Source organism: Flavobacterium panici (genome assembly GCF_024499525.1).
GTDB lineage: Bacteria > Bacteroidota > Bacteroidia > Flavobacteriales > Flavobacteriaceae > Flavobacterium > Flavobacterium panici.
In genome coordinates this window covers 5,484,087-5,509,129 of the sequence record NZ_CP100437.1, presented here as the reverse complement: position 1 = coordinate 5,509,129, position 25,043 = coordinate 5,484,087, and the positions used below count along the sequence as shown (strand labels likewise).

The 25,043-nt window shown below is 33.6% G+C and carries 19 protein-coding genes; 5 read left to right on the top strand and 14 right to left on the bottom strand.

The window, feature by feature from the left end; all coding sequences use genetic code 11:
- Nucleotides 1–6: 6 nt before the first annotated feature.
- From NLJ00_RS22905 to truA, 4 genes are all read right to left on the bottom strand, one after another.
- Nucleotides 7–2,595, bottom strand: coding sequence for a zinc-dependent metalloprotease (locus NLJ00_RS22905; protein WP_256635544.1), 2,589 nt, complete (start codon nt 2,593–2,595; stop codon nt 7–9).
- 85 nt (nt 2,596–2,680) lie between these two features.
- The gene (locus NLJ00_RS22900) at nt 2,681–4,159 is read right to left on the bottom strand and encodes a sensor histidine kinase (RefSeq protein ID WP_256635543.1); all 1,479 of its coding nucleotides are present in this window, start codon (nt 4,157–4,159) and stop codon (nt 2,681–2,683) included.
- A 106-nt stretch (nt 4,160–4,265) separates the two neighbouring features.
- On the bottom strand, nt 4,266–6,020 hold the full coding sequence (locus NLJ00_RS22895) for an ABC transporter ATP-binding protein (RefSeq protein ID WP_256635542.1): 1,755 nt from the start codon (nt 6,018–6,020) through the stop codon (nt 4,266–4,268).
- Nucleotides 6,021–6,109: 89 nt separating this feature from the next.
- Nucleotides 6,110–6,844: a tRNA pseudouridine(38-40) synthase TruA gene (gene truA, locus NLJ00_RS22890; protein WP_256635541.1), complete on the bottom strand. Its 735-nt coding sequence runs from the start codon at nt 6,842–6,844 to the stop codon at nt 6,110–6,112.
- Nucleotides 6,845–7,306: 462 nt separating this feature from the next.
- Between truA and NLJ00_RS22885 the strand changes: the two genes are divergently transcribed.
- Both NLJ00_RS22885 and NLJ00_RS22880 read left to right on the top strand, forming a co-directional pair.
- The gene (locus NLJ00_RS22885) at nt 7,307–9,235 is read left to right on the top strand and encodes an SPFH domain-containing protein (RefSeq protein ID WP_256635540.1); all 1,929 of its coding nucleotides are present in this window, start codon (nt 7,307–7,309) and stop codon (nt 9,233–9,235) included.
- Between the two features lie 198 nt (nt 9,236–9,433).
- A complete protein-coding gene (locus NLJ00_RS22880) occupies nt 9,434–9,928 on the top strand; it encodes a metallophosphoesterase family protein (protein WP_053471701.1) in 495 nt (164 codons plus the stop codon).
- Between the two features lie 4 nt (nt 9,929–9,932).
- Here the strand turns inward: NLJ00_RS22880 and NLJ00_RS22875 are convergent, their stop codons facing one another.
- The 3 genes from NLJ00_RS22875 to NLJ00_RS22865 form a co-directional block, all read right to left on the bottom strand.
- Entirely contained in the window at nt 9,933–10,817 is an 885-nt protein-coding gene (locus tag NLJ00_RS22875) for a sensor histidine kinase (protein ID WP_256635539.1), read from the bottom strand.
- A gap of 64 nt (nt 10,818–10,881) precedes the next feature.
- Entirely contained in the window at nt 10,882–11,544 is a 663-nt protein-coding gene (locus tag NLJ00_RS22870) for a response regulator (protein WP_053471699.1), read from the bottom strand.
- Nucleotides 11,545–11,703: 159 nt separating this feature from the next.
- Nucleotides 11,704–12,120, bottom strand: a complete 417-nt coding sequence (locus NLJ00_RS22865) for a DUF4293 domain-containing protein (protein WP_053471698.1) — start codon at nt 12,118–12,120, stop codon at nt 11,704–11,706.
- 184 nt (nt 12,121–12,304) lie between these two features.
- Here NLJ00_RS22865 and rho point away from each other — a divergent pair, with 184 nt between their 5' ends.
- A complete protein-coding gene (gene rho, locus NLJ00_RS22860) occupies nt 12,305–14,095 on the top strand; it encodes a transcription termination factor Rho (RefSeq protein WP_256635538.1) in 1,791 nt (596 codons plus the stop codon).
- A 175-nt stretch (nt 14,096–14,270) separates the two neighbouring features.
- Here rho and NLJ00_RS22855 read toward each other — a convergent pair whose 3' ends face one another.
- The 7 genes from NLJ00_RS22855 to NLJ00_RS22825 all read right to left on the bottom strand — a co-directional run bounded on the left by NLJ00_RS22855 (nt 14,271) and on the right by NLJ00_RS22825 (nt 22,341).
- A complete protein-coding gene (locus NLJ00_RS22855; protein WP_256635537.1) occupies nt 14,271–15,293 on the bottom strand; it encodes a M28 family peptidase in 1,023 nt (340 codons plus the stop codon).
- Nucleotides 15,294–15,302: 9 nt separating this feature from the next.
- Complete coding sequence (locus tag NLJ00_RS22850; protein WP_256635536.1) at nt 15,303–16,271, bottom strand: DUF3667 domain-containing protein; 969 nt, start codon at nt 16,269–16,271, stop codon at nt 15,303–15,305.
- Between the two features lie 172 nt (nt 16,272–16,443).
- On the bottom strand, nt 16,444–17,217 hold the full coding sequence (locus tag NLJ00_RS22845) for a dienelactone hydrolase family protein (RefSeq protein WP_256635535.1): 774 nt from the start codon (nt 17,215–17,217) through the stop codon (nt 16,444–16,446).
- A gap of 98 nt (nt 17,218–17,315) precedes the next feature.
- Complete coding sequence (locus NLJ00_RS22840) at nt 17,316–19,514, bottom strand: penicillin acylase family protein (RefSeq protein WP_256635534.1); 2,199 nt, start codon at nt 19,512–19,514, stop codon at nt 17,316–17,318.
- Between the two features lie 2 nt (nt 19,515–19,516).
- Complete coding sequence (locus NLJ00_RS22835; RefSeq protein ID WP_180858412.1) at nt 19,517–20,368, bottom strand: cyanophycinase; 852 nt, start codon at nt 20,366–20,368, stop codon at nt 19,517–19,519.
- Between the two features lie 13 nt (nt 20,369–20,381).
- A complete protein-coding gene (locus tag NLJ00_RS22830; protein ID WP_256635533.1) occupies nt 20,382–21,869 on the bottom strand; it encodes a M20/M25/M40 family metallo-hydrolase in 1,488 nt (495 codons plus the stop codon).
- A gap of 19 nt (nt 21,870–21,888) precedes the next feature.
- Nucleotides 21,889–22,341 (bottom strand): Lrp/AsnC family transcriptional regulator, encoded by a 453-nt coding sequence (locus NLJ00_RS22825; protein ID WP_053471690.1) that lies wholly within the window; start codon nt 22,339–22,341, stop codon nt 21,889–21,891.
- Nucleotides 22,342–23,077: 736 nt separating this feature from the next.
- Here NLJ00_RS22825 and rocD point away from each other — a divergent pair.
- Complete coding sequence (gene rocD, locus NLJ00_RS22820; protein ID WP_256635532.1) at nt 23,078–24,331, top strand: ornithine--oxo-acid transaminase; 1,254 nt, start codon at nt 23,078–23,080, stop codon at nt 24,329–24,331.
- Between the two features lie 175 nt (nt 24,332–24,506).
- On the top strand, nt 24,507–24,959 hold the full coding sequence (locus NLJ00_RS22815) for a DUF1810 domain-containing protein (RefSeq protein ID WP_053471688.1): 453 nt from the start codon (nt 24,507–24,509) through the stop codon (nt 24,957–24,959).
- Nucleotides 24,960–25,043: the final 84 nt, after the last annotated feature.

The window sequence follows — 25,043 nt, the reverse complement described above, 5'->3', positions numbered from 1 at the left end:
TATGTATTAAAAGGTTGTATTGTTCAAAGCTTTGTCGATTCGTTGTATTAAATCGCGGTAATGATTTTGGGTCGATTCATCTCCGGTACTTCTTTTTGTTCTTAATAATTGAAGTACTTTTGTTAATTCCCCTTTTTTATCTGATGTTACTTCTGTAACTCTTTTTAAGAAAGAATTATTAATGTTTCTCGCCATATGTGCATCATCTAAAGAACATAAATGAGGCATTTGTAATGTTTCTTGTATTTGGATTGTTTTTTTAACATCCGTTTTTTCAAATAATTTATTTGTCGAAATAATTAAAACATCTACATAATTCTTTTGTGTCATACGCTCCAGAATAGTAAGTGATTTGTTCTGGATAGTTCCTGCAAATACATTCTGATGCATTTTTTTAAACAATTCATTTACGGTAAAAACCTTCTCGGTGGTTTTATTTCGCTGGTATAATTCATTTTCTGTCATTCGAAGTAAACGGTCATCGCTGAATAAACTATATATAACATCGTACTGTAATGCTCTTGACATTGTATATGGTGTGTACTCATAAGGTCCAAAAGGAGAATCTTTCAGCGGATTTGTTTTGTCTAAAACGTCATTAAAAAACAACCATTGCGGAATTGTAATTACATTTTTTACTAAATAATCTACTGCTCTTTTTTGCATTGCTGCAGGAACCGGAACATAACTTTGTTTGTTATCGCCGTGAACTGTTGGGTTTAAGTAAACACCGCCAATATTGGTTAATACATGACCATTGTAGGTTTGCCATTGTCCGATAGCTCCAATATACAGTTTACCAGTTTCGTAATAAGACTTATCTTTATCGTAGGACCAGTTTAAGATATTATCTACAACACGTTTTAAGTTTTTCAATCCGTACTCGCTTGCTTTTACAGCATCGTTTCCTAAATCTTCAGACTGCGAACGAGGATCGATTTGGGAGCCTTGCTCACCGTAAAAATAAATTGGGTCGTTTTGATGTTTTGTAATAGCTTCGTTTAGTCTTGCCGTTTCATTTTCGTTTGGACCGTACCATCTGTACCCCCATTCAATAGCATATTTGTCGTACTCACCAATTTTTGGAGTAATTGCAGTTACGTTATCTTCCGGTTGTGCTACATAATTGTAACGGGCATAATCCATGATAGAAGGAGCAGTGCCGCCCATTTTTTCCGTGAATTCTTTAGAACGTAAAGATTCAACATCATAAGCGAAAGAAGCGCCCATATTATGTTTTAATCCAAATGTGTGTCCAACTTCGTGAGACGATACAAAACGAATTGCTTCGCCCATATGTTCCTCACTAAATACATTTCCTCTTGCTTTCGGGTCGATAGCTCCGGTTTGAATACGCATCCAGCTTTGAAGCGAAGTCATAACATTGTGCCACCAAATAATGTCGGCTTCAATAATTTCTCCGCTTCTTGGGTCAACAACCGAAGGGCCCATAGCATTGGATTGTGGTGATGCCGCATAGGTAATAACCGAATAACGTACATCATCAATGTCAAAGTCTAAATCTTTTTCAGTAGGTTCTTTAGCAATAATTGCATTTTTAAATCCCGCTCTTTCAAAAGCAACCTGCCAATCGTGTACGCCTTCAATGATATATTTTCTCCACTGTTTTGGGGTCGATGGATCAATATAATACACGATTGGTTTTTTAGGTTCTACTAATTCACCTTTCAAATATCGTTCTTCATCTTCTTTCTTTGGTTCTAAACGCCAGCGGGTAATCAATTCTTTTTCAAGCATTGCCTGCTGTGCATCGGCAAAATACCAATGCTTTTCAGAGAAGTAACCAATTCTGTTATCAGAAAAACGAGGTTTCATTGGAGTTTTATCCAATAAAATAATATTACTTGTCACACCAAGGGTAATTGGTAATGACGATGTGCCTTCGACGAAAGAAGTTGAAAGCTGCGATTTTACTACAATATTTTTTGGGAAAGCTTTTAAACCTTCTATATACGATAAATCAGATTTTACAGAACCTCCAATACCAGTGTTACTCAAAACATCATTGAAGCTTTTTTGTTTTCCGTCAAAAATCTTATTTACTTTAATAACTACAGCGCTCGAATCGTTGTTTTTAGTTTCAATATCAAAAACTTCAATAATAGATTCAGAGAAATTGTCAATTACAGATGCGGTAATGGCATCTTCTTTTGGTGAAGAAACTTTAGGAACATATGTTTTTACCCAAACTTTCTTTGCAATTGTATCTTTATAAAAGGAAATGATTTTGTTTTCATAATTCATTCCCTTATTTAAACCAGCTTCGTTAATTTGGAAAGGAACTTGTGATAATTTGTTTACAATCAGAAATTCTCTTTTAAATAAACTATCCTGAATTTCAAAATAAACATCAGTCTTAACCTGAATGATATTGAACAGTCCTTTTTTAAGTTTGCCCTTTTTTATAAGGTCACTATATTTTTTTCCTTTTTTGGAATCAGTAGAATCTTTTACAACTTCAGTCTCTGTTTCTTTTTTCTTTTTCTTTTGCGAAAGAACTGTAACAGGAATGAATAATAATAAAATTAATAAGCAAAGTAATTTTACATTATGTAGGAATGCCTTTTCCCTCATTTTGGTGTTAAGTTTAAGTTAATTTTCATCGAAACTATTCGAATTTAGTTCAGAAAAAAAACAAAACGGAGTGAATGGCTTTTTTTTAGGAGTGAATGGATATTAAAGGTAAAATACAAACGAAATTGCCGTCTTTTTCTGAGGTTTTTAAATTGGTCCTGGAGTAGAAAGTATAGATGCTCGACAGGTATTTTAGACCAAAATTAGTGCTGGGTTCACTGTGAGCCTTTTTTTGAAGATTATTACTAATAATTACCTGATCTTTCTGTATTAAAATTTCTGTTGTCAACGGATTTTCGACCGTTGCCATATTATGCTTAATAGCATTTTCGACCACTACCTGAAATGCCAGATATGGAATAAATTTTTCTAAAGCTTCTTCGTCTTCGATTTTTATCGAAAAGAACAATTCTTCCTTAAAACGGGTTTGCTGTAAAAAGATATATTTCTCAATAAATAATAATTCATCTTTTAGTGAAACGACATTTTTTTCTGGCGGATCAATTAAATAACGGTAAATGCGAGAAAGATTCAGCGTAAATTTCTGCGCCGTTTTTACATCGCTTCCCACTAACATATATAAGGAGTTAAGCGAATTGAATAAAAAATGCGGATTTATCTGTTCTTTTAAATGCTGAAGCTGAATAAGCGCTTTTTCTTTTATAATTTTTTCGTTCTCTACCAGAAGTCGGTTTTTTTCTTTAATTGCAATTCCTTTTTCTCGGTACGCACGTCTATTGGCATACGAGAATAAATAGAAAATCAGCAAAAGCATAACCGTTGTAATCGAATAAATCCAGGTCGAATATTTATTAATCAACGCTACATTTTCGTCACTAACATTTTTTGGGAAATTAACACATATAAACCAATGTGTATTTCTAAGGTCTAATTTTTTTGTAAATCGAATAACATCCAGCCCTAAATATTCAGACATAGCAACTCTTTTTACATAATCCTGTTTTTTAGTAAATATGGTATCAATTGCGCGGGTAGAGGAAATCTCATAAATATTTTTTCCTATAAAATTCAATTCGGGATGATAAATACATCTTCCTGATTTATCAAAAATAAAAGCATAATTGTTAGTCGATTTGACATCTATACTGGAAAAATAATCAACAAGTTTTTTTAAGTTAATATCGTAACCATAACGAACAACTGTGTTTTTTGAAGTAAGTCTGAAATAAATTCTCCAAACCCATTCTTGTCCCTGCGGAATAATAACATTGATATGATCCTGATCTTTATTTTTTTGGATAAAATCTTCTGCATCTTTTTTTAGGTCATCCGAAATAGAATCGGTTCCAAACTGAATTTTATTATCATTTATCTGAAACCAATTATCAGCTACTAATACATTGGTGTTTTGAACTGAAGATAAAACATGTAAGTTAGACGCGAGTTCTTCCGGTCGGCTTATTTTTAAAACATGCTTTATTCTGTTTTCCTGTTCCAGAAGTTTTGAGAATTCCTGCGACAAAAATTCCTGCTTTTTAATAAAGTTACGCTGTGCTGACTCTTCATTTGCTTTTTCGGTAAGATCAGTAATTAAATTACTCAATATATATACAGAAGAAACAGTAATAAGAATAGAGACGGCTACATAAATTAAAAATGCACGTCGGGATGTTATTTTTTTTAATCTAAATCTCAAATTATTTTATAAATTAATTCGCAACCGAAAATTGAGAATCGTATAAGTTTTTATAATAACCATCAGTTTTCGATAACAATTCCTGATGCGTTCCTTGTTCCACAATTAAACCTTTATCCATAACTACGATTTTATCAGCATTTACAATTGTTGCCAGTCTATGCGCAATAATAATCGAAGTTCTTCCTTTTGTAATCGTTTCTGTTGCACGCTGAATCAATTCTTCAGAATACGTATCTATTGACGAAGTCGCTTCATCCAAAATTAAAATACTCGGATTGCTTACATACGAACGTAAAAATGCAATTAACTGTCTTTGTCCAGACGAAAGCATAACGCCGCGTTCCTTAACATCAAAATCATAATTATCGGGCAGACTCATAATAAAGTCATGAACACCAATTTTCTTTGCAGCATCTAAAACCTGTTCGCGGGTAATTTCAGGATTATGAAGTGTAATATTATTGTAAATCGTATCGGCAAACAAAAAGACATCTTGTAGAACAACCGCAATTTGTTTTCGTAAAGAAGCCAAAGTATAATCTTCAATATTTTGTCCGTCAATGTAAATTGTTCCGCTGTTGATTTCATAAAAACGGTTCAGCAAATTGATAATTGTAGATTTCCCGGCTCCGGTAGAACCTACAATTGCAATGGTTTGTCCGGAATTTACAGATAAATCAATCCCTTTTATTACTTCTTCCTCCGGAATATAGCTAAAACGAACTTGTTTAAACTCGATGCTTCCGTTAAAAACCGGAGCTTCAATTTTTCCTGTATCCTGAATATGATCTTCGGTATCGATAATATCAAAAACACGGTTGGCAGCAATCATTCCCAACTGCATCTCGTTAAATTTATCTGCAATTTGACGCAGCGGATTAAAAAGCATCCCGATAAACATGGTATAAGAAAACAAATCTCCAAACGTGGTAAAGTTATCGCCGTTTAAAATTTTGAATCCGCCAAAAACAACTACTAAACCTAAAGTGATAGATGAAATAATATCGGCAATAGGGAAGAAGATTGAGTTGTACAAAATGGTTTTAATCCACGCAACTCTGTGCTTGTCATTGATAACCCTGAAATTTTCGGCTTCGATTTTTTCACGATTAAAAAGCTGAACGATTTTCATTCCCGTTACACGTTCCTGAACAAAGGAATTCATATTAGCAATCTGGGTTCTTACTTCCTCAAAAGCAACCTGCATTTTACGTTGAAAAATTCGGGTAATGTAAACCAGAATTGGCATTGCAACAACAACAATCCAAGTCAGTTTCCAGTTCATGTAAAACATAAATATCAAAACCACGAGCATTTTCATCAAATCACTTATAATCATAAACAATCCCTGACTGAAAATACGCGCAATCGATTCAATATCTGAAACGGATCTGGTAACCAATTGTCCAACCGGAACCAAATCAAAATATTTCATTCTAAAGCTTAAAATATGTTTAAAAAGTTTGTTCCTAATATCTTTTACAATATCCTGCCCAAGCCAGTTTGCCCAATAAACAAAATAGAACTGAGAGAAAACTTCCATCAGCAAAACGCCTCCCATTAAAATAATGTATAACAGCAAACCTTCCTTATCGTGTGTCTTGATATAGCCGTCGACCGTTTGCTTTAATAAGTAAGGTCTCAGTGCTGCAAATATGGAAAGCGAAACCGCAAAAAGAATAACGCCGTAATAACGCCACTTATAAGGTTTCGTATATTTTAAAATTCGTTTAAATAAACCAGTATCAAATGCTTTTGCTTTCATTTTTTTTTGATGCTTTAAGCTTTAGGCTTTAGGCAATAGGCTTTTAATAAAGTGCTTGAAGCTTACTGCTTAAAGCCTATAGCCTACAGCTATAAATAATCGTAATAAATTTTGGTTAAATATAAACCATGCGCCGGAACCGAAAATCCGGCTTTTTCCCTGTTTTTGCTGGCAATAATATTTTCAAAATCAGCCAACGTAATTTTATGCAATCCTATATTAATCAAAGTTCCCACAATTGCCCGAACCATGTTTCGTAAAAAACGGTTTGCCGAAATTGTAAAAACCAGTTTGTTGTTTTCATTTTTCCAATACGCCTCAAAAATCGTGCAGTCAAAAGTATTAACATCTGTATTCACTTTCGAAAAACACTGAAAATCGGTATGGTTTAATAAAATCTTCGCTGCCTCGTTCATTAAATCAATATCTAACTTTTGATTTACATACCAGCTCAATTCCTCTAAAAACGGATTTTTTACCGTATTGATATGATATTCGTACGTTCGTTTTGTAGCGTCAAATCGGCAATGCGCATCATCGTGAACGGGAATTATATTATAAACCGCAATATCTTTTGGTAAATACGAATTCAGCTTGTGCACCAAAACCGGAATATCAATTGATTTTTCTAAATCAAAATGCCCGTACATTTCCTCGGCATGAACTCCGGTATCTGTTCTTCCGGCACCCATCACATTTATATCCGAATTCAATAAAACTGAAAGTGCTTTATTTAAAGTTTCCTGAACTGATGAAGCGTTAGGCTGAAACTGCCAGCCATGATAATGAGTTCCGTTATAAGCAAAATGAATAAAATATCTCATTGTGAGGTACAGAGGTTTTGAGGTGCAAAGGTACAAAGGTTTTTTTTAAAAGTTGCTAAGGTCCTAAGTTGCTAAGGTTCTAAGTTTTTTATACGTTATGATTTGTAGAGACGCACAGCAGTGCGTCTAACGCCAGATTGGAAATGCATCTATATATTATAGGTATAATATTTTCGATAATTTTAAAATCGATAAATATCCATTTCAATAAAAATCTAAAAACAAAACTTAGAACCTTAGCAACTTAGAATCTCAGAATCTTTGTTAAAATCCCTTAAAACCCAAAATACAAATCATAGTTTGCCCAGCTAAAAATCGTGTCAGAAATTGACAATTCCAACGATATAATTAAAATCATTTTTTAACATTTTTAGGCAGAAATTTCCAAATGTTAATTTTTAAAATTTTTCATTTTAACATTTCATATTTCTCCTATGTTTGTACCATTAAACATCTAAAACTATGAATGAAATTACCTCTTATTGGTGGATACTTTTAATTGTATTTGCCATTCTTTTTTACAAATTTATTTTACGTGTTTTCTTCGGAATGGTAATAGTTCCAGAAGATAAAATTGGTTTAGTAACCAAAAAATTCGTTTTGTTTGGCACGGATAAATCATTACCAGACGGCCGAATTATCGCTACAAAAGGTGAAGCAGGTTATCAGGCAAAAACACTTGCTCCGGGTTTATACTGGGGAATGTGGATTTGGCAGTATTCAATAGATATGACTGGTTTTACATTAATTCCGGAAGGAAAAATTGGACTGGTTTTAAGTAAAGACGGAAAAGAAATTCCAACCGGAAGAATCTTAGCCAGAAAAGTAGAAAGTGATAATTTTCAGGATGCAACTGCCTTTTTAGACAATGGAGGTCAAAAAGGACGTCAGACAGCTTTTATCACAACGGGTTCTTACCGTATTAATACATTTTTGTTTGAGATTGTAATTGCAGATCAAATTAAAATTTTTGAAAACATGATTGGTATTGTAACCGCTCTGGACGGTGAACCAATTCCGCAGGGACAAATTGCGGGTAAATTTGTTAACGATCATAATAACTTTCAGGATTTTGATAAATTTTTGGAACATGGCGGGAATCGTGGTTTGCAGCCTCAGGTTATGTTAGCCGGTTCTTACTATATCAATACTTGGGGAGTTTTAATTGAACAAAACCCAATGACAGATGTGCCAATTGGTTATGTTGGAGTTGTGATTTCTTATATTGGAGAAGACGGACAAGACGTAACCGGAGATACTTTTAAACACGGTAATATTGTTTCAAAAGGACAGCGTGGTGTTTGGATGGAACCTTTTGGACCTGGAAAATATGCGTTGAATAAATACACCACAAAATTAGAAGCGGTTCCAACAACGAACTTAGTTTTAAACTGGGCAAACGCACGCAGCGAATCACACGATTTAGATAAAAATCTTTCTACAATTACGGTTCGTTCAAAAGACGGTTTCCCATTCAATCTTGACGTTGCGCAGATTATTCACGTACCGGCAGCAGAAGCTCCAAAAGTAATTGCTCGTTTCGGAAGCATGAACAACTTGGTTTCTCAGGTTTTAGAGCCTACGATTGGTAACTATTTCAGAAACTCGGCTCAGGACAGCGATGTGATTTCGTTCCTGACAACGAGAAAAGAGCGTCAGGAATCGGCTAAAAATCATATCAAATTAGTACTTGATGAATATAACGTAAATGCAGTTGATACCTTGATTGGAGATATTGTTCCGCCAGATTCATTAATGAAAACTTTAACCGATAGAAAACTGGCTGAAGAAGAGCAAAAAACATATCAAACCCAAAGAATGGCGCAAGAACAGCGTCAGGGAATGGAGAAAGAAACGGCAATTGCAGATATGCAGAAAGAAATTGTACGTGCTTCACAAAGTGTTGAAATTGCTCAGCGTACTGCAGATGCTACTGTTAAGAAAGCAGAAGGAGACGCAACAAGTTTAAAACTGAATGTAAACGCAGAAGCAGAAGCTACAAAAATGCGTGCCAATGCTGAAGCCGAAGCAACAAAAGCAAGAGCAGGAGCACAGGCAGAAGCAACTAAATTGAATGCTAGTGCCGAAGCCGAAAGAATTTCAAAAACCGGTCTTGCAGAAGCTGAAAAGATTATGGCAATTGGTAAATCGACTGCTGAAGCATACCAGCTTCAGGTTAGCGCAATGGGAGGCGATAACTTTACAAGATATAAAGTAACCGAGGAAATTGGTAAAGGAAATATCAAAGTAATTCCAGATGTTTTAATTTCTGGAAATGGCGGTTCTGATGGTTCGATCAGTGGTTTGTTAGGATTAAAACTAATGGAAATGATGGATACCAAAGAAACTAAGGATTTGAAGGAAGTTAAAAATCAAAATCCGAAGAAATAATAACAGTGCTGCAGACCTGACAGGTTTTAAAAACCTGTCAGGTCTAAAACAAACATAAATAAAAATCCGATCTAACAGATCGGATTTTTTGTATTTATAAAGAAATGAAAACCTGACGAAAGACGCACTGCTGTGCGCCTCTACAGAAAAAACCTTTGTATCTTTGTTTCTTTGAACCTTTGTCCCTTTAAAAAAAGAATGAAAAAAATCCTCCTGCTTTCCGATACCCACTCTCATATTGATGATGTTATTTTAAAATATGTCAATCAGGCTGATGAAGTCTGGCATGCTGGAGATATTGGCGATTTACATGTTACAGATACTATAAAAAAGCTAAAACCGCTTCGTTGTGTTTACGGAAATATTGATGATGCGCAGGCAAGATTAGAATTTCCGCTTCATAACAGATTTTTATGCGAAAATGTTTCAGTCTGGATTACGCACATTGGAGGTTATCCGGGAAAATACAATCCAAGTATTAGGGAAGAAATGGCTTCAAATCCGCCAAAGTTATTTATTTGCGGACATTCACATATTTTAAAAGTAATGTTCGATAAAAAGAACAACCTATTACACATGAATCCGGGTGCAGCGGGAAAAAGCGGTTTTCATCAAATGCGAACCATGCTTCGTTTTGTTATTGACGATGATAAAATAAAGGATTTGGAAATTATCGAGATTGGTAAAAAATAAGGCTTTATGAAATCGGAACTTTTATTTTAATAGAAGTTCCCGTATTTTCATCTGCTCTCGAAATAATAGAAAAACTTCCTTTTAATTTTTTAATTCTCACCCGAATTCGGTTTAAACCAAAACCTTCAATTTCATTTAATTTTTCGGCACTAAAACCTATTCCGTTATCATGAATAATAATGATTAACTGGTTGTTGTTTTCATGTATTGAAATTTGGGCTTTTTGTGCTTCGCTGTGTTTTATAATATTGTTGAATAATTCAGAAACAATGAAATACAATTTGGTTTCAAATTTTTCAGAATATCGCGTATCTGTTGCAACAGAACTTGTAAACTCAAATTGAATGCTCGAATTGGAGTTTCTTTCGCATAAATCTTCTAAAGCATAAATCAATCCAAAACGAACTAAAAGTGTAGGTACAAGATCGTGTGAAATATCGCGTAAAAGATCGTGAACTTCTGATAAAATAGTTTTTGCCTTTTGAATTTCTTCAGATTGTATATTGTTTTTGGTTGTAAAAACATTCAAATGTAATCCTGCAGAAGAAAGAAGCGAATTGATATTGTCATGTAAAAATGCTGCGATCTTTTTTTGTTCAGTTTCCTGACTGTCAATCCCTGCATTTATTACATCTAAAAGGATTTTTTGTTTGGTGTCTTTTCGCTTAATTTTTTGCTTTAGTTTATTGTTTTGATAAACGAGATAAAAAAGAAAAAATAAAATAACGACTAGAACAACAAATAGACTTACAATTTTTTTGTTTCGTAATTGTTCTCTTTTTGATTGCTCTGAAAACTCTTTTTTTGCTGGTTTTACAATAGAAATATTAGATTCTTTTGGTGTAGCATTTTGCTGGCTGAAAACCTTATCTCCAGTAGAGATAAGCATAATAAGTGATATTAAAATTCTAATAAAAAACATATTTCGGGATATTATTCTCTTGATTTTTAATTTATGGGTTTATTAGGTTGTTTTTTAAAGCATATTTTACAAGCCCAATGGTGTTTTTTATATTGAGTTTTTTCATAATATTTTTGCGATGCGTTTCGACTGTATTTATACTGATAAAAAGCTGCTCGCTTATTTCTTTTCCACTGTATTCTAAGCAAATGAGTGTTATGATTTCCATTTCCCTCGGACTTAAAATTGGATTTTCAGTATAAACATTCTTGCTTAATTTGGGATTATTTTGAGAAAACATGCTAAAGATTTTTTCCCGTACAGCATCAGAATAATATTCCTGATCCTGATATACAGCATCGATAGCTTCAATGATGTTTTCACCGGCACATTTTTTAGTCAAATAGCCTTTGGCACCCAATTTCATTACTTCTTTAATGATTTTTAAATCATCATAACTGGATAAAATAATTACTTTACAAGGAAATCCTTTTTGACTGAATTCTTTTAAAACCTCAATTCCGTCTTTTTGCGGCATACTGATATCCAAAACTAAAATATCAGCCTTATTACGGACTACATCATCATATATAGTGAGACCATTCAAAGAACTGCCGGCAATTTCAAAATTTGGAACTGTCTGCAGTAAATTGGTCAGTCCATCAATAAGAACCTGATGATCATCGGCAAGGTGTATCTTTATTTTATCTGCCATAAGTAGTTTAGAACAAAAAGCAAATTTATGAATAAATTATCTTACAAAATTGTTTTTTGAAAATCATTTCAGATTTTACCTTTTGTTTTAAAAATTAGGCAAAAAAAACCCGAATATAAATTCGGGTTCTCTTCGCACAAAAAAATTAAGTTTATAGGTTTATCTCAAACGATCTACAGATTTTACAAGATCTTCGTCCTTCTTGATGGCCTTATTAGCAAGAACTAATAACACGATAGCAACAATAGGAAGAAACATCCCAATACCTTTCTCTGACACAATTGTTGTTGTGTCTCCAGATAAATTTAGAGAGCGGTAAACAAATAATCCTAATAAAATTAAATTTAATATTATGTTCAGTCGGTTCATCACAAACTGATTTTGTCTCTTTTTGTATGAAATAATACTAACAATCGTAAGCATTGTGCTTAAGCCTAGTAAAATTGTGTAAAACTGGTCTTGCATAAAATAGAAAGCTTTCCCAGTATTTAATGTCCAAAGCGGCATAAAAAACATTAAAACCCCTGTAACAACAAAGGTAAGAATTAGATATACGGTTTGAATTCTTTGTATCATGATCTAAAATTGTTTTACAAAAATATATTTTCTTTTTTTAAAATACTATTGTATGATTAAATTTTATTCGTATTATTGCATCATAATACCGTAAGCACTTCATACTGCGGGCAATTGAAAAAAAATATCTACCTATTCTTTTTACAGTATTTCCTTTAAAATAATTAAACTCATAGAACAATTCATGTTTGATATTTCTGCATTAAAAGAAATGAAGCTTTCTGAGCTTCAAGAAATAGCTAAATTAGCTAAAACAATAAAGATTAATGGCGTTAAAAAAGATACTCTGATTACTCAGATATTAGCGCACCAGGAGGCGGCATCAGCACCGCCTGCAGAAACTATTGCAGAAAAGGAAGCAAATAATGACAAGCCAAAAAGAGCCCGAATTGCTCCGGTTAAAAAAACAGTCAGTAAAAATGCCCCTGTTCTTGAATTTGATAGTGTAGAGGAAGCTCCAAAGGAAATTGAAATTCCGGCGGCTGTAGAAGAAAAGCAGACAGCACAAGCTGAAGAAGCTGTCGAAACTAAAACTCCGGAGAAAAAAGGGCCTAAAATTGTAAAATTCAATAAGTCAGCTTATGAAAAAAAGGTCGCTCTGCAAAAGGAAAAAGAAACTGTAAAAGAAGTAGTTGCTGCTGAAGAAGTTACAGAAAATGATACAACAGCACCAGTTGCTGAAAAAACTGAAAATACTGCCCCGGTTAAAAAGATTAATCCTAATCAGAATAAAAACCAAAATCCGAATCAAAACCAAAACCCAAACCAAAATGGGAACGGAAACGGAAATAATGGGAATCATCAAAACCAAAACAATAAAAATAAAAAGAACAATAATTTCAGGGATTCAGATTTTGAATTCGACGGAATTATCGAAAGTGAAGGTGTTCTTGAAATGATGCCTGATGGTTACGGATTTTTACGTTCTTCTGATTATAATTATTTAGCTTCACCGGATGATATTTATTTATCAACTTCACAAATCAGATTATTTGGTTTAAAAACCGGAGATACTGTAAAAGGTGTGGTTCGTCCTCCAAAAGAAGGCGAGAAATTTTTCCCTCTTGTTCGTGTATTAAAAATCAACGGACATGATCCGCAGGTGGTTCGTGACAGAGTTTCTTTTGAACACCTGACGCCAGTTTTTCCTTCTGAAAAATTCAAATTAGCCGAAAAAGGCAGTTCTATATCAACCCGTATTATTGATTTGTTTTCTCCTATTGGAAAAGGGCAGCGTGGAATGATCGTTGCACAGCCAAAAACGGGTAAAACAATGCTTTTAAAAGACATTGCCAACGCAATTGCTGCTAATCACCCGGAAGTTTATTTGATCGTTCTTTTGATCGATGAGCGTCCAGAGGAGGTTACAGATATGCAGAGAAGTGTTCGTGGTGAAGTTATCGCGTCAACTTTTGACAGAGAACCGCAAGAACACGTGAAAATTGCCAATATCGTTCTTGAAAAAGCAAAACGTTTAGTTGAATGCGGACACGATGTTGTTATTCTTTTAGATTCAATTACACGTTTAGCAAGAGCTTACAATACAGTACAGCCAGCATCTGGAAAAGTGTTAAGTGGTGGTGTTGATGCAAATGCATTGCAAAAACCAAAACGTTTCTTTGGAGCAGCCAGAAATGTAGAAAACGGAGGTTCGTTAAGTATCATCGCAACTGCATTGACAGAAACAGGTTCTAAAATGGATGAGGTTATCTTTGAAGAGTTTAAAGGAACAGGTAATATGGAACTTCAGTTGGATCGTAAAATTGCGAACAAACGTATTTTCCCTGCAATCGACCTTACTTCATCAAGTACACGTCGTGACGACTTATTACTTGACGAGAAAACTTTACAAAGAATGTGGATCATGCGTAAATATCTATCTGATATGAACCCGGTAGAATCTATGGATTTTGTAAACGATCGTTTCAAGAAAACGAAGAATAATGAAGAGTTTTTGATTTCTATGAATGACTAAAAAGAGGTGCAAAGGTTCAGAGATTCAAAGTAGCAAAGGTTTTATTTTTGGACTCTAAATTAAAATATATACTTAATAAAAAAAGGATAAGCTAAGCTTATCCTTTTTTTATAATTTAAAGTTTCAAAAACCTTTGAACCTTTGCCACTTTGAGCCTTTGAACCTAAAAGAAAACTTACTTAATCGGTTTATCAACCACCGGTCTATTCTCTCTATTCGCTAATTCCCAAGCTAGTACGAAAGCCAGTTTTGTTCTTTTTGTTAAAGCGTCGTATTCGATTTTTTGAGGTTCGTCGCCTTTGCCGTGGTAATCTTCGTGAACTCCGTTGAAGAAGAAAATTGCTGGAATACCGTGTTTTGCGAAGTTATAGTGATCAGAACGCTCGTAAAAGTGATTTGGATCTGCTGGGTCATTAAATTTAAAATCTAAGTCCATTTTGATGTATTTTTCATTTTGAGCCACAACCGCATTGTGTAAGTCAGATGATAATCTGTCTGCACCAATTACATACACATAATTGTTTGTGTTAGCGTGCTCAACATCACGACGTCCGATCATATCAATGTTGATGTCTGAAATCGTATTGGCAATAGGAAACAAAGGATTTTCAGAATAAAAACGAGATCCGTGTAAACCATGCTCTTCACCAGTTACGTGTAAAAACAAAATAGAACGTTTTGGTCCGTGGCCTTGTTTTTTAGCTTTCGCGAATGCCTTTGCCATTTCGATAACCGCTACAGTTCCAGAACCATCATCATCGGCTCCGTTATACACTTCACCATCTTTAATACCAACGTGATCGTAGTGAGCTGAAATTACCAAAACTTCATCCGGTTTTTCAGAACCTTCGATATAAGCCCAGATATTCTCAGAATCAGGTAAATTTTGATTACGTCTTGCATTTAAATACGATGCAGGAATATGCTGGTAATAATCAGATGCGCCTTTAGGAAATGATACGCCGCTTTTTTTGTATTGCTCAATCATATAAAGACCTGCTTTTTTCTGCCCTGCAGAACCCGTTTCACGACCTTGCATTTCATCAGAAGCAACCGTATAAAGCATTTTTTTAAGGTCTTTTTCAGAGATAAGTTTCACGTATTTCGTTGGATCTGAATTATCCTTCGAAGCAACAGACTGCGCATTTTTACATGAAAAAGCCGAAGCAATTAATAATAGAATTACAATTTTTTTCATTATAGTATATTAGTGTAAATTGATAAATGTGTATAAAACATAAAATGTTAGTAAAAATAGAATAAAAAAGAAATTAATAAAGAATAATATTACGCTTTTAACAAACGATACTATTCGGCTTTCTCCGTAAAAACGATGGTGTGCGGGATAAAAATAGTAACACATCCAAATTGTGCCTACAACATTAACGATACTCGCAATAAAGCTAATGGGGTTGTCTTCTCCAAATAATCCAACCACTCTTTCTACAATAAACATAATGAGGAAAATGAGCAGTAAAAACGAGAAATAATGCAGCGTAAAAATTCCGTGATCAAAATAATACCATTTCTTTTTGTTATGGAAAATCCATAGAAAGAAAGCAAAAAATGGCATGATTATGAACAGGATTTTAGGAATATTATGGAAAAACGATTCAATGAATTTTTCTACAATTTCTCTTTTAGAATTATTCTCTGTAACATGAACTGATTTTTCATAAAGCCAGTATTCAAGCTCGGAGAGTTTTTCATCTTCCTTACCATACTTTTGAATTGAATCGATTTCTTTCATCGTTTTTAATTCAAAATGTGTTTTGTAGGCACCTTTAGTTCCTTTTTTATCCTGATTAATGAGTTTTGTAGAAATTTCTTTTTCACCCTTACTAATTTGATCGCCTACTTTACTCGGAAATATGGCAATTAAAAGAAAAGTAATAAAACTGATAAAAATATAAAGACGAACCGGTGCCAGATAAGATAATCTTTTTCCTGAAAGGTATTCTTTTGTCAGCGTTGCCGGTTTAAAAAGAAGGTTTCGTATTGTTTTCCAAAAAGCATTTTCATAATGCGTTAAATCTTCAAAGAAGTGAATAAACAAATGATGAAAAGTTTTTCTGGAATCTGAATTTTCCTGTCCGCAGTTTGGACAAAATTTTTGCTCAACAACATGCCTGCAGTTTAAACAGGTTTTGTCTTCTCTAATTTTGTTATGTGACATTGGTTATTTTTGGTTGGTTTGATTTTGGTTATTGGTTTGGCCCACGGATTATACTGATTGAACGGGTTTGCACTGGTTTTTTGCCACAAATTACACGAATTTGCACGAATTAATTTTATTATAATCAGCGTAAATCTGTTTAATCAGTGTCATCCGTGCGCCATAAAAAGTGTTATTTTTTAAGAACTTCGTTTAAAAAAAGCTGTAAATGTTCAAATGATCTTTTTGCAGCAACGGGATTGTAAGCGGCACCTTTTGAATTGTCATTTCCGGCTTCAGGATTTGTAAACGAGTGTACAGAATTTGCATAATAAATCATTTGCCAATCAGCTTTTGCATCACGCATTTCTTGTTGAAATGATGCAATTTCCTCTTTTGGAACAAACGGATCATCAGCTCCGTGACAAATTAAAACTTTAACTGAAGTTGGTTCTGTTTTTCTTGCAGCATCTTTACCTAAACCGCCGTGAAATGAAGCAATTCCTTTTACATTAAGATGTCCGCGAACCGCTTCAAGAACTCCGGTTCCTCCAAAACAATAACCAATAGCAACAATATTATCTGCATTTGCTCCGGATTTTACTAATTCCTGCAAAGCTGCATTAATTCGTTTTTGATAAGCTTCGGGATTACTTTTGTAAAATCCGGCTTGTTTTCCCGCTTCAGAAGTATTTGTTGGATAATTTCCTTCACCATAGATATCAGCGATGAAAACATGGTAACCTAATTTTGATAACTCTCCAGCAATTCCTTTTGAAGCATTATCGATTCCTAACCAAGCTGATAAAAGCAAGATTCCAGGATTATTAGTGCTTTTTTTAGCAGATTTTATAAATAAGCCATTCAATGCCTGGCTTCCTTCAGAGTATTTTACGGGTTTTAATTGTGCATTCATAGTAGTTGAAAACAATATTGCAGCAAAAATAAGGGTGGCTAAATTTTTCATTTTTTTACAATTTTTAACAAATATCAGAAATATTATGTTACAAAAAAACCTCGGAAGCTATTTCGCGAGGTTTATTTAACACATTTTATCAAACAAAATTATTTTCCGGGATGATAAGTTCGTTCGGCATTTTTAATAACGTCCTCTTTATAAAACAAAACATCTTTAAATTGTCCGTTTCGATACATTTCTGCCTGATCTGTAAAATGCTTTGAATTGATATCGCCGCTGTTTCCGCCTGCCAATAATGATTTTGCTTTTATTTTTGAACCAAATTCAACCGCACAAACAAAACTGTTTCCGTTATAACCGTATCGTTTTTTAGAATTATTTTGATAATTCGCTTTAAAAGAAGGCAAACTTCCCCACGAACCGGGACCAAAACCAATTGGTAAACTCGGTTGGTTATCATCATATTTTAAATCAATGTCGCCACTTGAACGCTGAAAACGATTGACTTCACCCCAAGCGGTTTTCCAGGTTCCCCATTTTGAGCTCAATTCTTTTATAACCGTTTGCAGCTGCGGAATCATTTGTGCTGCAGTCGCATTTTTCGCAAAGTTTTTAGTGTTTTCAACCTGATCTAATTCTCCTTCATCTATATAAGCTTTCTGAATAATTGGGTCTAATTTATATGCCCATTCAACAGCTAAAGTTGTGGCAACAGAATTTTCTTTGGCATAATAATCCCAGTTTTTTAGAATTGAAATAGGTTCAGCTAATTCTGAATATTCAACAGATTCCGGTTTTATATTTTTTTCGAAAACTTCAACCAAACTCGGAATCAATATTTCAAAAATGGACAATTTTGTGTCATAACCATTGGAAATAACTTTGTCTAAAGTATATTTTTCGTTGTTATTGAAAATTCTAACGGCATTTACACCTCTAAAATTTTCTCCATCCGGAGCCATATAAGGAATATAATTTTCTTTTTTCGGACTATTATTTCCTGCGACAGAAAATGGAGTAGAGTTACAATTTTGAAGCCAGCCATTTGTTGGATTGTACAAATGAACGGTTTCATTAACATCATGCAATCCTTTCCATTGTGTTGAAGAAATTGAGCCATCAACGACTTTTGCCCAATTTAAAGATTTATCACGAATTGGAATAAAATTGCCATGCCAATACGCGATATTTCCTTTACTGTCGGCATAAACCGTATTGTTAGAAGTATTGGCTTTTAAATCCATTGCTTTTTTGTAATCATCAAAATTGGTCGATTTTGTTCGAATCCAGCTCTGAATCAAACTTGTCATCGAGCGGTTATTTGATTTTAAACTAATCCATTTCCCATCACGTTTGGCCATAATTGGACCGTTATTCGTAGCGTAACTTTTAAATTTCTTCGGAATTAGTTTTCCTTTTTCCAGATATTTTATCGTGATTTCTTTTTCGATAACAGGTAAAAGTTTAGAATCGAATTCGTAGAAAAGTTTTCCGTTTTTATTGGTAATTTTTTCGGCATACATATCAGCAACATCAACGTTTGAAGAAGTATGCATCCAGCCGCAATTTTCATTAAAACCCTGATAAATAAAAAACTGACCCCAGGTTACGGCGCCATAAACATTTAAACCTTCTTCACTCGAAATTTGAACTTCTGGCCTGAAATAAAATGTTGTATGCGGATTAATATATAAAATCGAATTCCCGCTTTCGGTTTTTGATGGTGCAAAAGCAAAACCATTTGATCCTGTTTGAATATATTTTTCTCTTTCTACATACGCCACTTTATCAGTATTTCCAGAATAAAAAGCTTTTAATTCTCCGGTAGAAAGATCTGCGGTGCTAATAGCGCCAATACTTCCGTCTGTCCAAAGCAGCGGAAACCACGGTTCAAAATGCGTTAAAAGTGCAGGTTTTACTTCGGGATGTTTATAGAGATAAAAGTTGATGGCATCGGCATAACTGTTTAGAAGTTTTTTAAGCCAGTCTGATGCTTTTTTATAATCAGCTTTGGCTTCATCAACATCAATTAAAAGTTTAATTTCTAAATCATTATATAAAACCGATTCGCCTTTAATTTCAGAAAGACGACCAAGTTTTTCTATATAATTCATTTCGATTCTTTTAAAATCATCTTCACATTGTGCATACAATAAACCAAAAACAGCATCGGCATCGGTTTTTCCATAAACGTGCGGAATTCCCCAATTATCGCGAATAATAGTAACTTTTTCTGCCAGTTTTTCTAATCGGCTACTTTCTTTCGTACTGATTTTTTGTGCCGAAAGTTGAAAACAACAAAAGATTACAAAGGTTATTTTTAAGATTTTAGAATACTGAAACATGTTTATTTGATATTAAATTTTTGTCCGGCAGTATAAATGCTCATTTCTAATTTTTCAATTGAAATAAGATTGTCTTTTTTAGCTTTTACAATACCTTTTGGGTTCTTGAAAACAATTACTTCACTTTCTCCGGCAACTTCCACTTTATTATTTCTAACAATAATGGCAGTTGCTTCGTCAATACCAATTCCCGTTAAATCAGGAAATTCAATTAAAGCAGAAAGTAAACGGTTGTAACGGTTTCTTTTTAAAAAATGCTGATCGATAACGACCGTTTTTAATAAACCCAAACCTTTATCAGTTTCGAGATTATCGTATTTAATAACAGAAAAAGTTCCTGTATATTCTTTTTGTAATTTCTGGTTTCCGGTAATCATTTTTTCAGACATTACGGCTGCTCCGGCGCTTGTTCCGGAAATTGTACTTCCGTTTTCGTAGGCTTTTAAAATTGCGGTTTTTATGGGAGTATTATGAACGACTTTCATAAAACGGGTTTGATCGCCGCCGCTTATAAAAATCAATTTAGCATTTTGAACAGAATCTGTAAGGGCTTTATTTTGAGCTGTTTCTTTATTGAAATTCAGCATCACAATTGGATTTGAAGTTAGTTTTACCATTTGTGTTTTAAAAAAGATAAACGAACTGTCCGGTTCTTCGCTTGACATCGGTAAAACCACGATATAATCTTTTTTGCCTAATTCTGCTACATCTAAAACCTGTTTCATTAAATCATCAGAACGATCGCCGCCGCCAATAATAAATAATTTTCCCTTCGGGTTCTGCGCCTGAACAAAACAGCTCGTTAATAGCAAAGAAATAATTGTAAACGATTTGAGAAGTAGCTTATTTTTCATGGTCTATCTTGGTTTAGTTTGGCTGATTTTCTATAAATTTTAAAAGAGAATTGTTGACAATAAATAATACATCCTGTATTTTATCTAAATCTACTTTTGAATCAATATCGCGCGGTGTATGATAATCTTCGTGAAAACCGCTGAAAAAAGTCATTATCGGGATTCCTTTTGCGGTAAACGACGCATAATCACTTCCGGAATGTCCGTTAGTTTCCCATAAATCTAAATTAAACGGATTTTGAAGTTTAGCGTTGCTTTCTCTGGCGATTTTCTTTAAGTATTCGGTTTCTTTTTGAGTTCCGATGCTTAAAATTCTACGCGCTTTATCTTCGGGAGCACTTCTCGAAATCATATCCATATTGATGCAGAGCAGGATTTTTTGATTTTTTAAATTCTGAGCAAAATATTCACTTCCCAAAAGTCCCATTTCTTCGGCAGTCCACGCTGCAAAAAGGATGTTATATTTTGGCTGTATTTTAGATTCTGACCAGTTTTTTGCCAAAGCCAGCATTCCTGATGTTCCCGATGCATTATCGTCTGCGCCATAATAAATAGAGTCATTTTTAATTCCTAAATGATCGTAATGTGCACCAACAATAATAGTTTTTGTGGTGTCTTTTCCGGGAAGCATTCCTAAAACATTTCGAACAGAAAAAGTTCTAGTCTGCAAATCAATAGAGAAATTAATAATTGTGTTTTTTAATAGAGCAGAAGCCGTTTGAAGGTTTTGTGCTTTTTTTTCGAATATTTCTAATGAAATTTTATTGCCTGATAAAAGTTTTTCAGCTGTTGATTTGCTCAATCTGAAAACCGGTATCGAAACACTGGATTCAATTTTTAAAGAATGAAAAACATCATTTTGATTTGAATTTTTTAGTCTAAAGTTTTGATTAGAATCGATAATAAGTAAAGCAGCAGCGCCTTTATTTATTGCATTTTTCAGTTTCATTTCTTCTAAATTATTTTCTTCCGGAAACAGTTTTTTGAATTTCTGATATACGGCCGAAGTTGTGTCTTTATGATTTGGAAAACCTCTCAAAACAACAACTATTTTGCCTTTTACATTTTGATTTTTATAGTCGTCGTAATTTTCCTCAGGAACGCTCAATCCGTAACCAGCAAAAACGACTTGAGTATTTTTTTGTAAAGATTGTGAGATTGGTGTTAATTCAAAATCATTCTCTGAAAGTGCAATAGTTTTGTTTCCTTTTTTGATTTCAAAAGACGCTTTTTTTACGGTATGTTCTAAAACTTTAAAATTTTGAAAATACCTGTCAGGACTATAAGGTTTCAGCTGATATAAACCCATCATCGACGCAATATATTCTGAGGCCATATAACCGCCTTTTTGAGTTGCACCACGTCCTTTCAGCCAGTCAGAAGCTAAAATAGAAAGTGTTCTTGTAAAATCACTTTTAGATGGATTTGAAACTGCAGTCTGCGAAAACAGCAAAGATTTACAGCAAAAAAAGGTAAATAAAAGCAATATACGTAGATACATATTTCACCAGATAAATTAATTATAAAATGATATTTCTTTTAAAAGCGCAGCCTAATTCAATAATAGAATCCGTTTTTGCAATTCCCGGAATATTGTCGATTTTCTCGTAAAGTATTCTTCGCATGTGTTCGTGGTTTTTTGCCACAATTTTGATGTAAAGCGTAAACGAACCTGTTACATAATAACATTCTGTAATTTCGGGAATATTTTTTAGTTCTTCGATAATTCTATCCGAATCAGAATCTTTGTTTAAAGTAATTCCGGTAAATGATGCCCAGTCAAATCCTATTTTTTTCTCCTGAATAATAGGTTTTATACCGCCAATTATTCCTTGTTCCATTAATCGGTTAATGCGCTGATGCACCATTGTATTTGATATTTTTAAATTGGCCGCAATGGCAGAAAAAGCCATTCTTCCGTCTTTTTCTAATTCCTTAATTATGTTGATATCAAATTCGTCTAAACTATCCATTTTGTGATGTTAATTTTATTTTTTCAAATATTGTTTAAAAATAAATACGTTTTTTTCAGATGTCCCGATGGGACATTTTACGGTAATTAAATCATTTTTTTCTACCGATCCGCAACTCCTAACGGAGTTAAACCCCTATACGTTTTGTTTTTAGAATATTATGAATTCGTGTTTTATTATATAGTCCCGATGGGACATTTTACGGTAATTAAATCATTTTTTTCTACCGATCTGTAACTCCTAACGGAGTTAAGTTGCTAAACGTTTTATTTTTTAAATATTTTGTTTGAAATAAATTCGTGTTTTACTGTATAGTCCCTACGGGACATTTTACCGTTATCTTATTCTTTTTTCTACCGATATTTAACTCCTAACGGAGTTACGTTGCTATTGATTTAATTTCTAATAATCATATCATGGATTATTGATGATATTACCGTTTCATGATATTTATCCATTATTTCAAAAATATCTCGTAGAGATAAAATATCGGTAGCATTAAATATAGCGCCCCCAACAAATTGTCCCGTAGGGACAACACTATATAACCATAAAAGTAGCCATTTTTTTTAATAAAAGATTATAAAGTCAAAATTTCTAAAAATTAAATTTGATTCTGTATTGTTTTAAAAACTGCTGTTTTGACTTTTTAATTGCTGTTGTGAAGTCAAAATATACTTTTTAAGCTTGTAGATTTGAAAAATTTATTACTTTTGCTTTTTTAAAGTTAAATATCATGACACATACAGAAAACACCCTTTCGTCAAAATCAGAAATTTTGATTGAAAAAGAGAATAAATACGGAGCTCATAATTATCATCCGCTTCCTGTGGTTTTAGAAAGGGGAGAAGGAGTTTATGTATGGGATGTTGACGGAAAAAAATATTATGATTTTTTATCAGCTTATTCTGCAGTAAACCAAGGACACTGCCATCCTAAAATTGTAAAAGCAATGGTTGATCAGGCGCAGACCTTAACGCTTACTTCTCGTGCTTTTTACAATGATAAATTAGGAAATTACGAAGAATACATAACAAAGTATTTTGGTTTTGATAAAGTCTTGCCAATGAATACGGGTGCCGAAGCTGTTGAAACAGCTTTGAAAGTATGCAGAAAATGGGCGTATGAAGTAAAAGGAATTCCAGAAAACCAAGCGCAGGTAATTGTTTGCGAGAACAATTTTCACGGAAGAACCACTACAATCATTTCATTTTCAAATGACGAAACGGCTCGTAAAAACTTTGGGCCATTTACTGATGGATTCATAAAAATTGAATATGATAATCTTGAAGCTCTTGAAAAAGCTTTAGAATCATCAAAAAATATAGCGGGATTTTTAGTGGAACCAATTCAGGGTGAAGCTGGAGTTTATGTTCCGTCAGAAGGATATTTGGCGAAAGCAAAAGCATTGTGCGAAAAACATAATGTTTTATTTATTGCCGATGAAGTTCAAACCGGAATTGCGCGTACAGGAAAATTATTAGCGGTTCATCACGAAAATGTACAGCCGGATATTTTGATTTTAGGTAAAGCAATTTCTGGCGGTGTTTATCCGGTTTCGGCAGTTTTGTGTAATAACGAAATCATGAATGTTATTAAACCGGGTCAGCACGGATCTACTTTTGGTGGAAATCCTGTTGCAGCAGCGGTTGCGATTGCTGCTCTTGAAGTGGTTAAAGATGAAAAGCTGGCTGAAAACGCAGAACGTTTAGGTGTTATTTTAAGAAAAGGCTTAAACGAAATTGCTGAGAGAAATAACTTAATTACGCTTGTTCGTGGTAAAGGTCTTTTGAATGCAATTGTGATTAACAGCGGTGAAGATTCTGATTTAGCCTGGGAAATCTGCTTAAAATTTAGAGACAACGGATTATTGGCAAAACCAACTCACGGAAATAAAATTAGATTTGCTCCGCCATTAGTTATGACAGAAGATCAAATTAAAGAATGTCTTGAAATTATTGAGAAATCTTTAAATGAATTTAAATTATAAAAGGTTACAATTTGTTATTAATGAAAGCTGCATTTATGATGCAGCTTTTTTATGAGGTATAAATTATATAACAACAGACGAAAATTATGTAATTTAAAAATTAACTTCCTGAGTAGTTTTGACTGTAGAATTTAAGACGGCAAATATTTGTTGAACCTTTATAAATTTATTACAGATGGCTTACGCAAATAATGATTTAACGCGCTTTTTGGATGCACAAAATAAACTTTACCTAACTGCTTATTCTGAATTGAAAAAAGGTAAAAAAGAAACACACTGGATGTGGTTCATTTTTCCGCAGATAAAAGGATTAGGAAAAAGTGATATTGCTAAATATTACGCCATTGCTGATCTTGAAGAAGCACAAGCTTATTTGAATCATCCAATTTTAGCTAAACATTTGGTTGAGATTGCACAGCTTCTTTTAAACTTTAAGACCAAATCTATTGAAACTATTTTAGGAGATTTGGATGCACGTAAATTGCGTTCGTCTTTGAGTTTGTTTTCGCAAGTAGAAAATGCAAACCCAATATTTCAGGAACTTTTAGATACTTTTTATTCGGGGCATTTAGATCCGGTTACCTTGACAATTGCTCAGGAATTAATGAAAGTACCAGCTGAAGCATAATTGGGATGATTATTGATTAAAAATTACCTTTTATATATTACTTAGAATCTGTTATTAAATGAAAAAGCCATTCTGTGGGGAGAA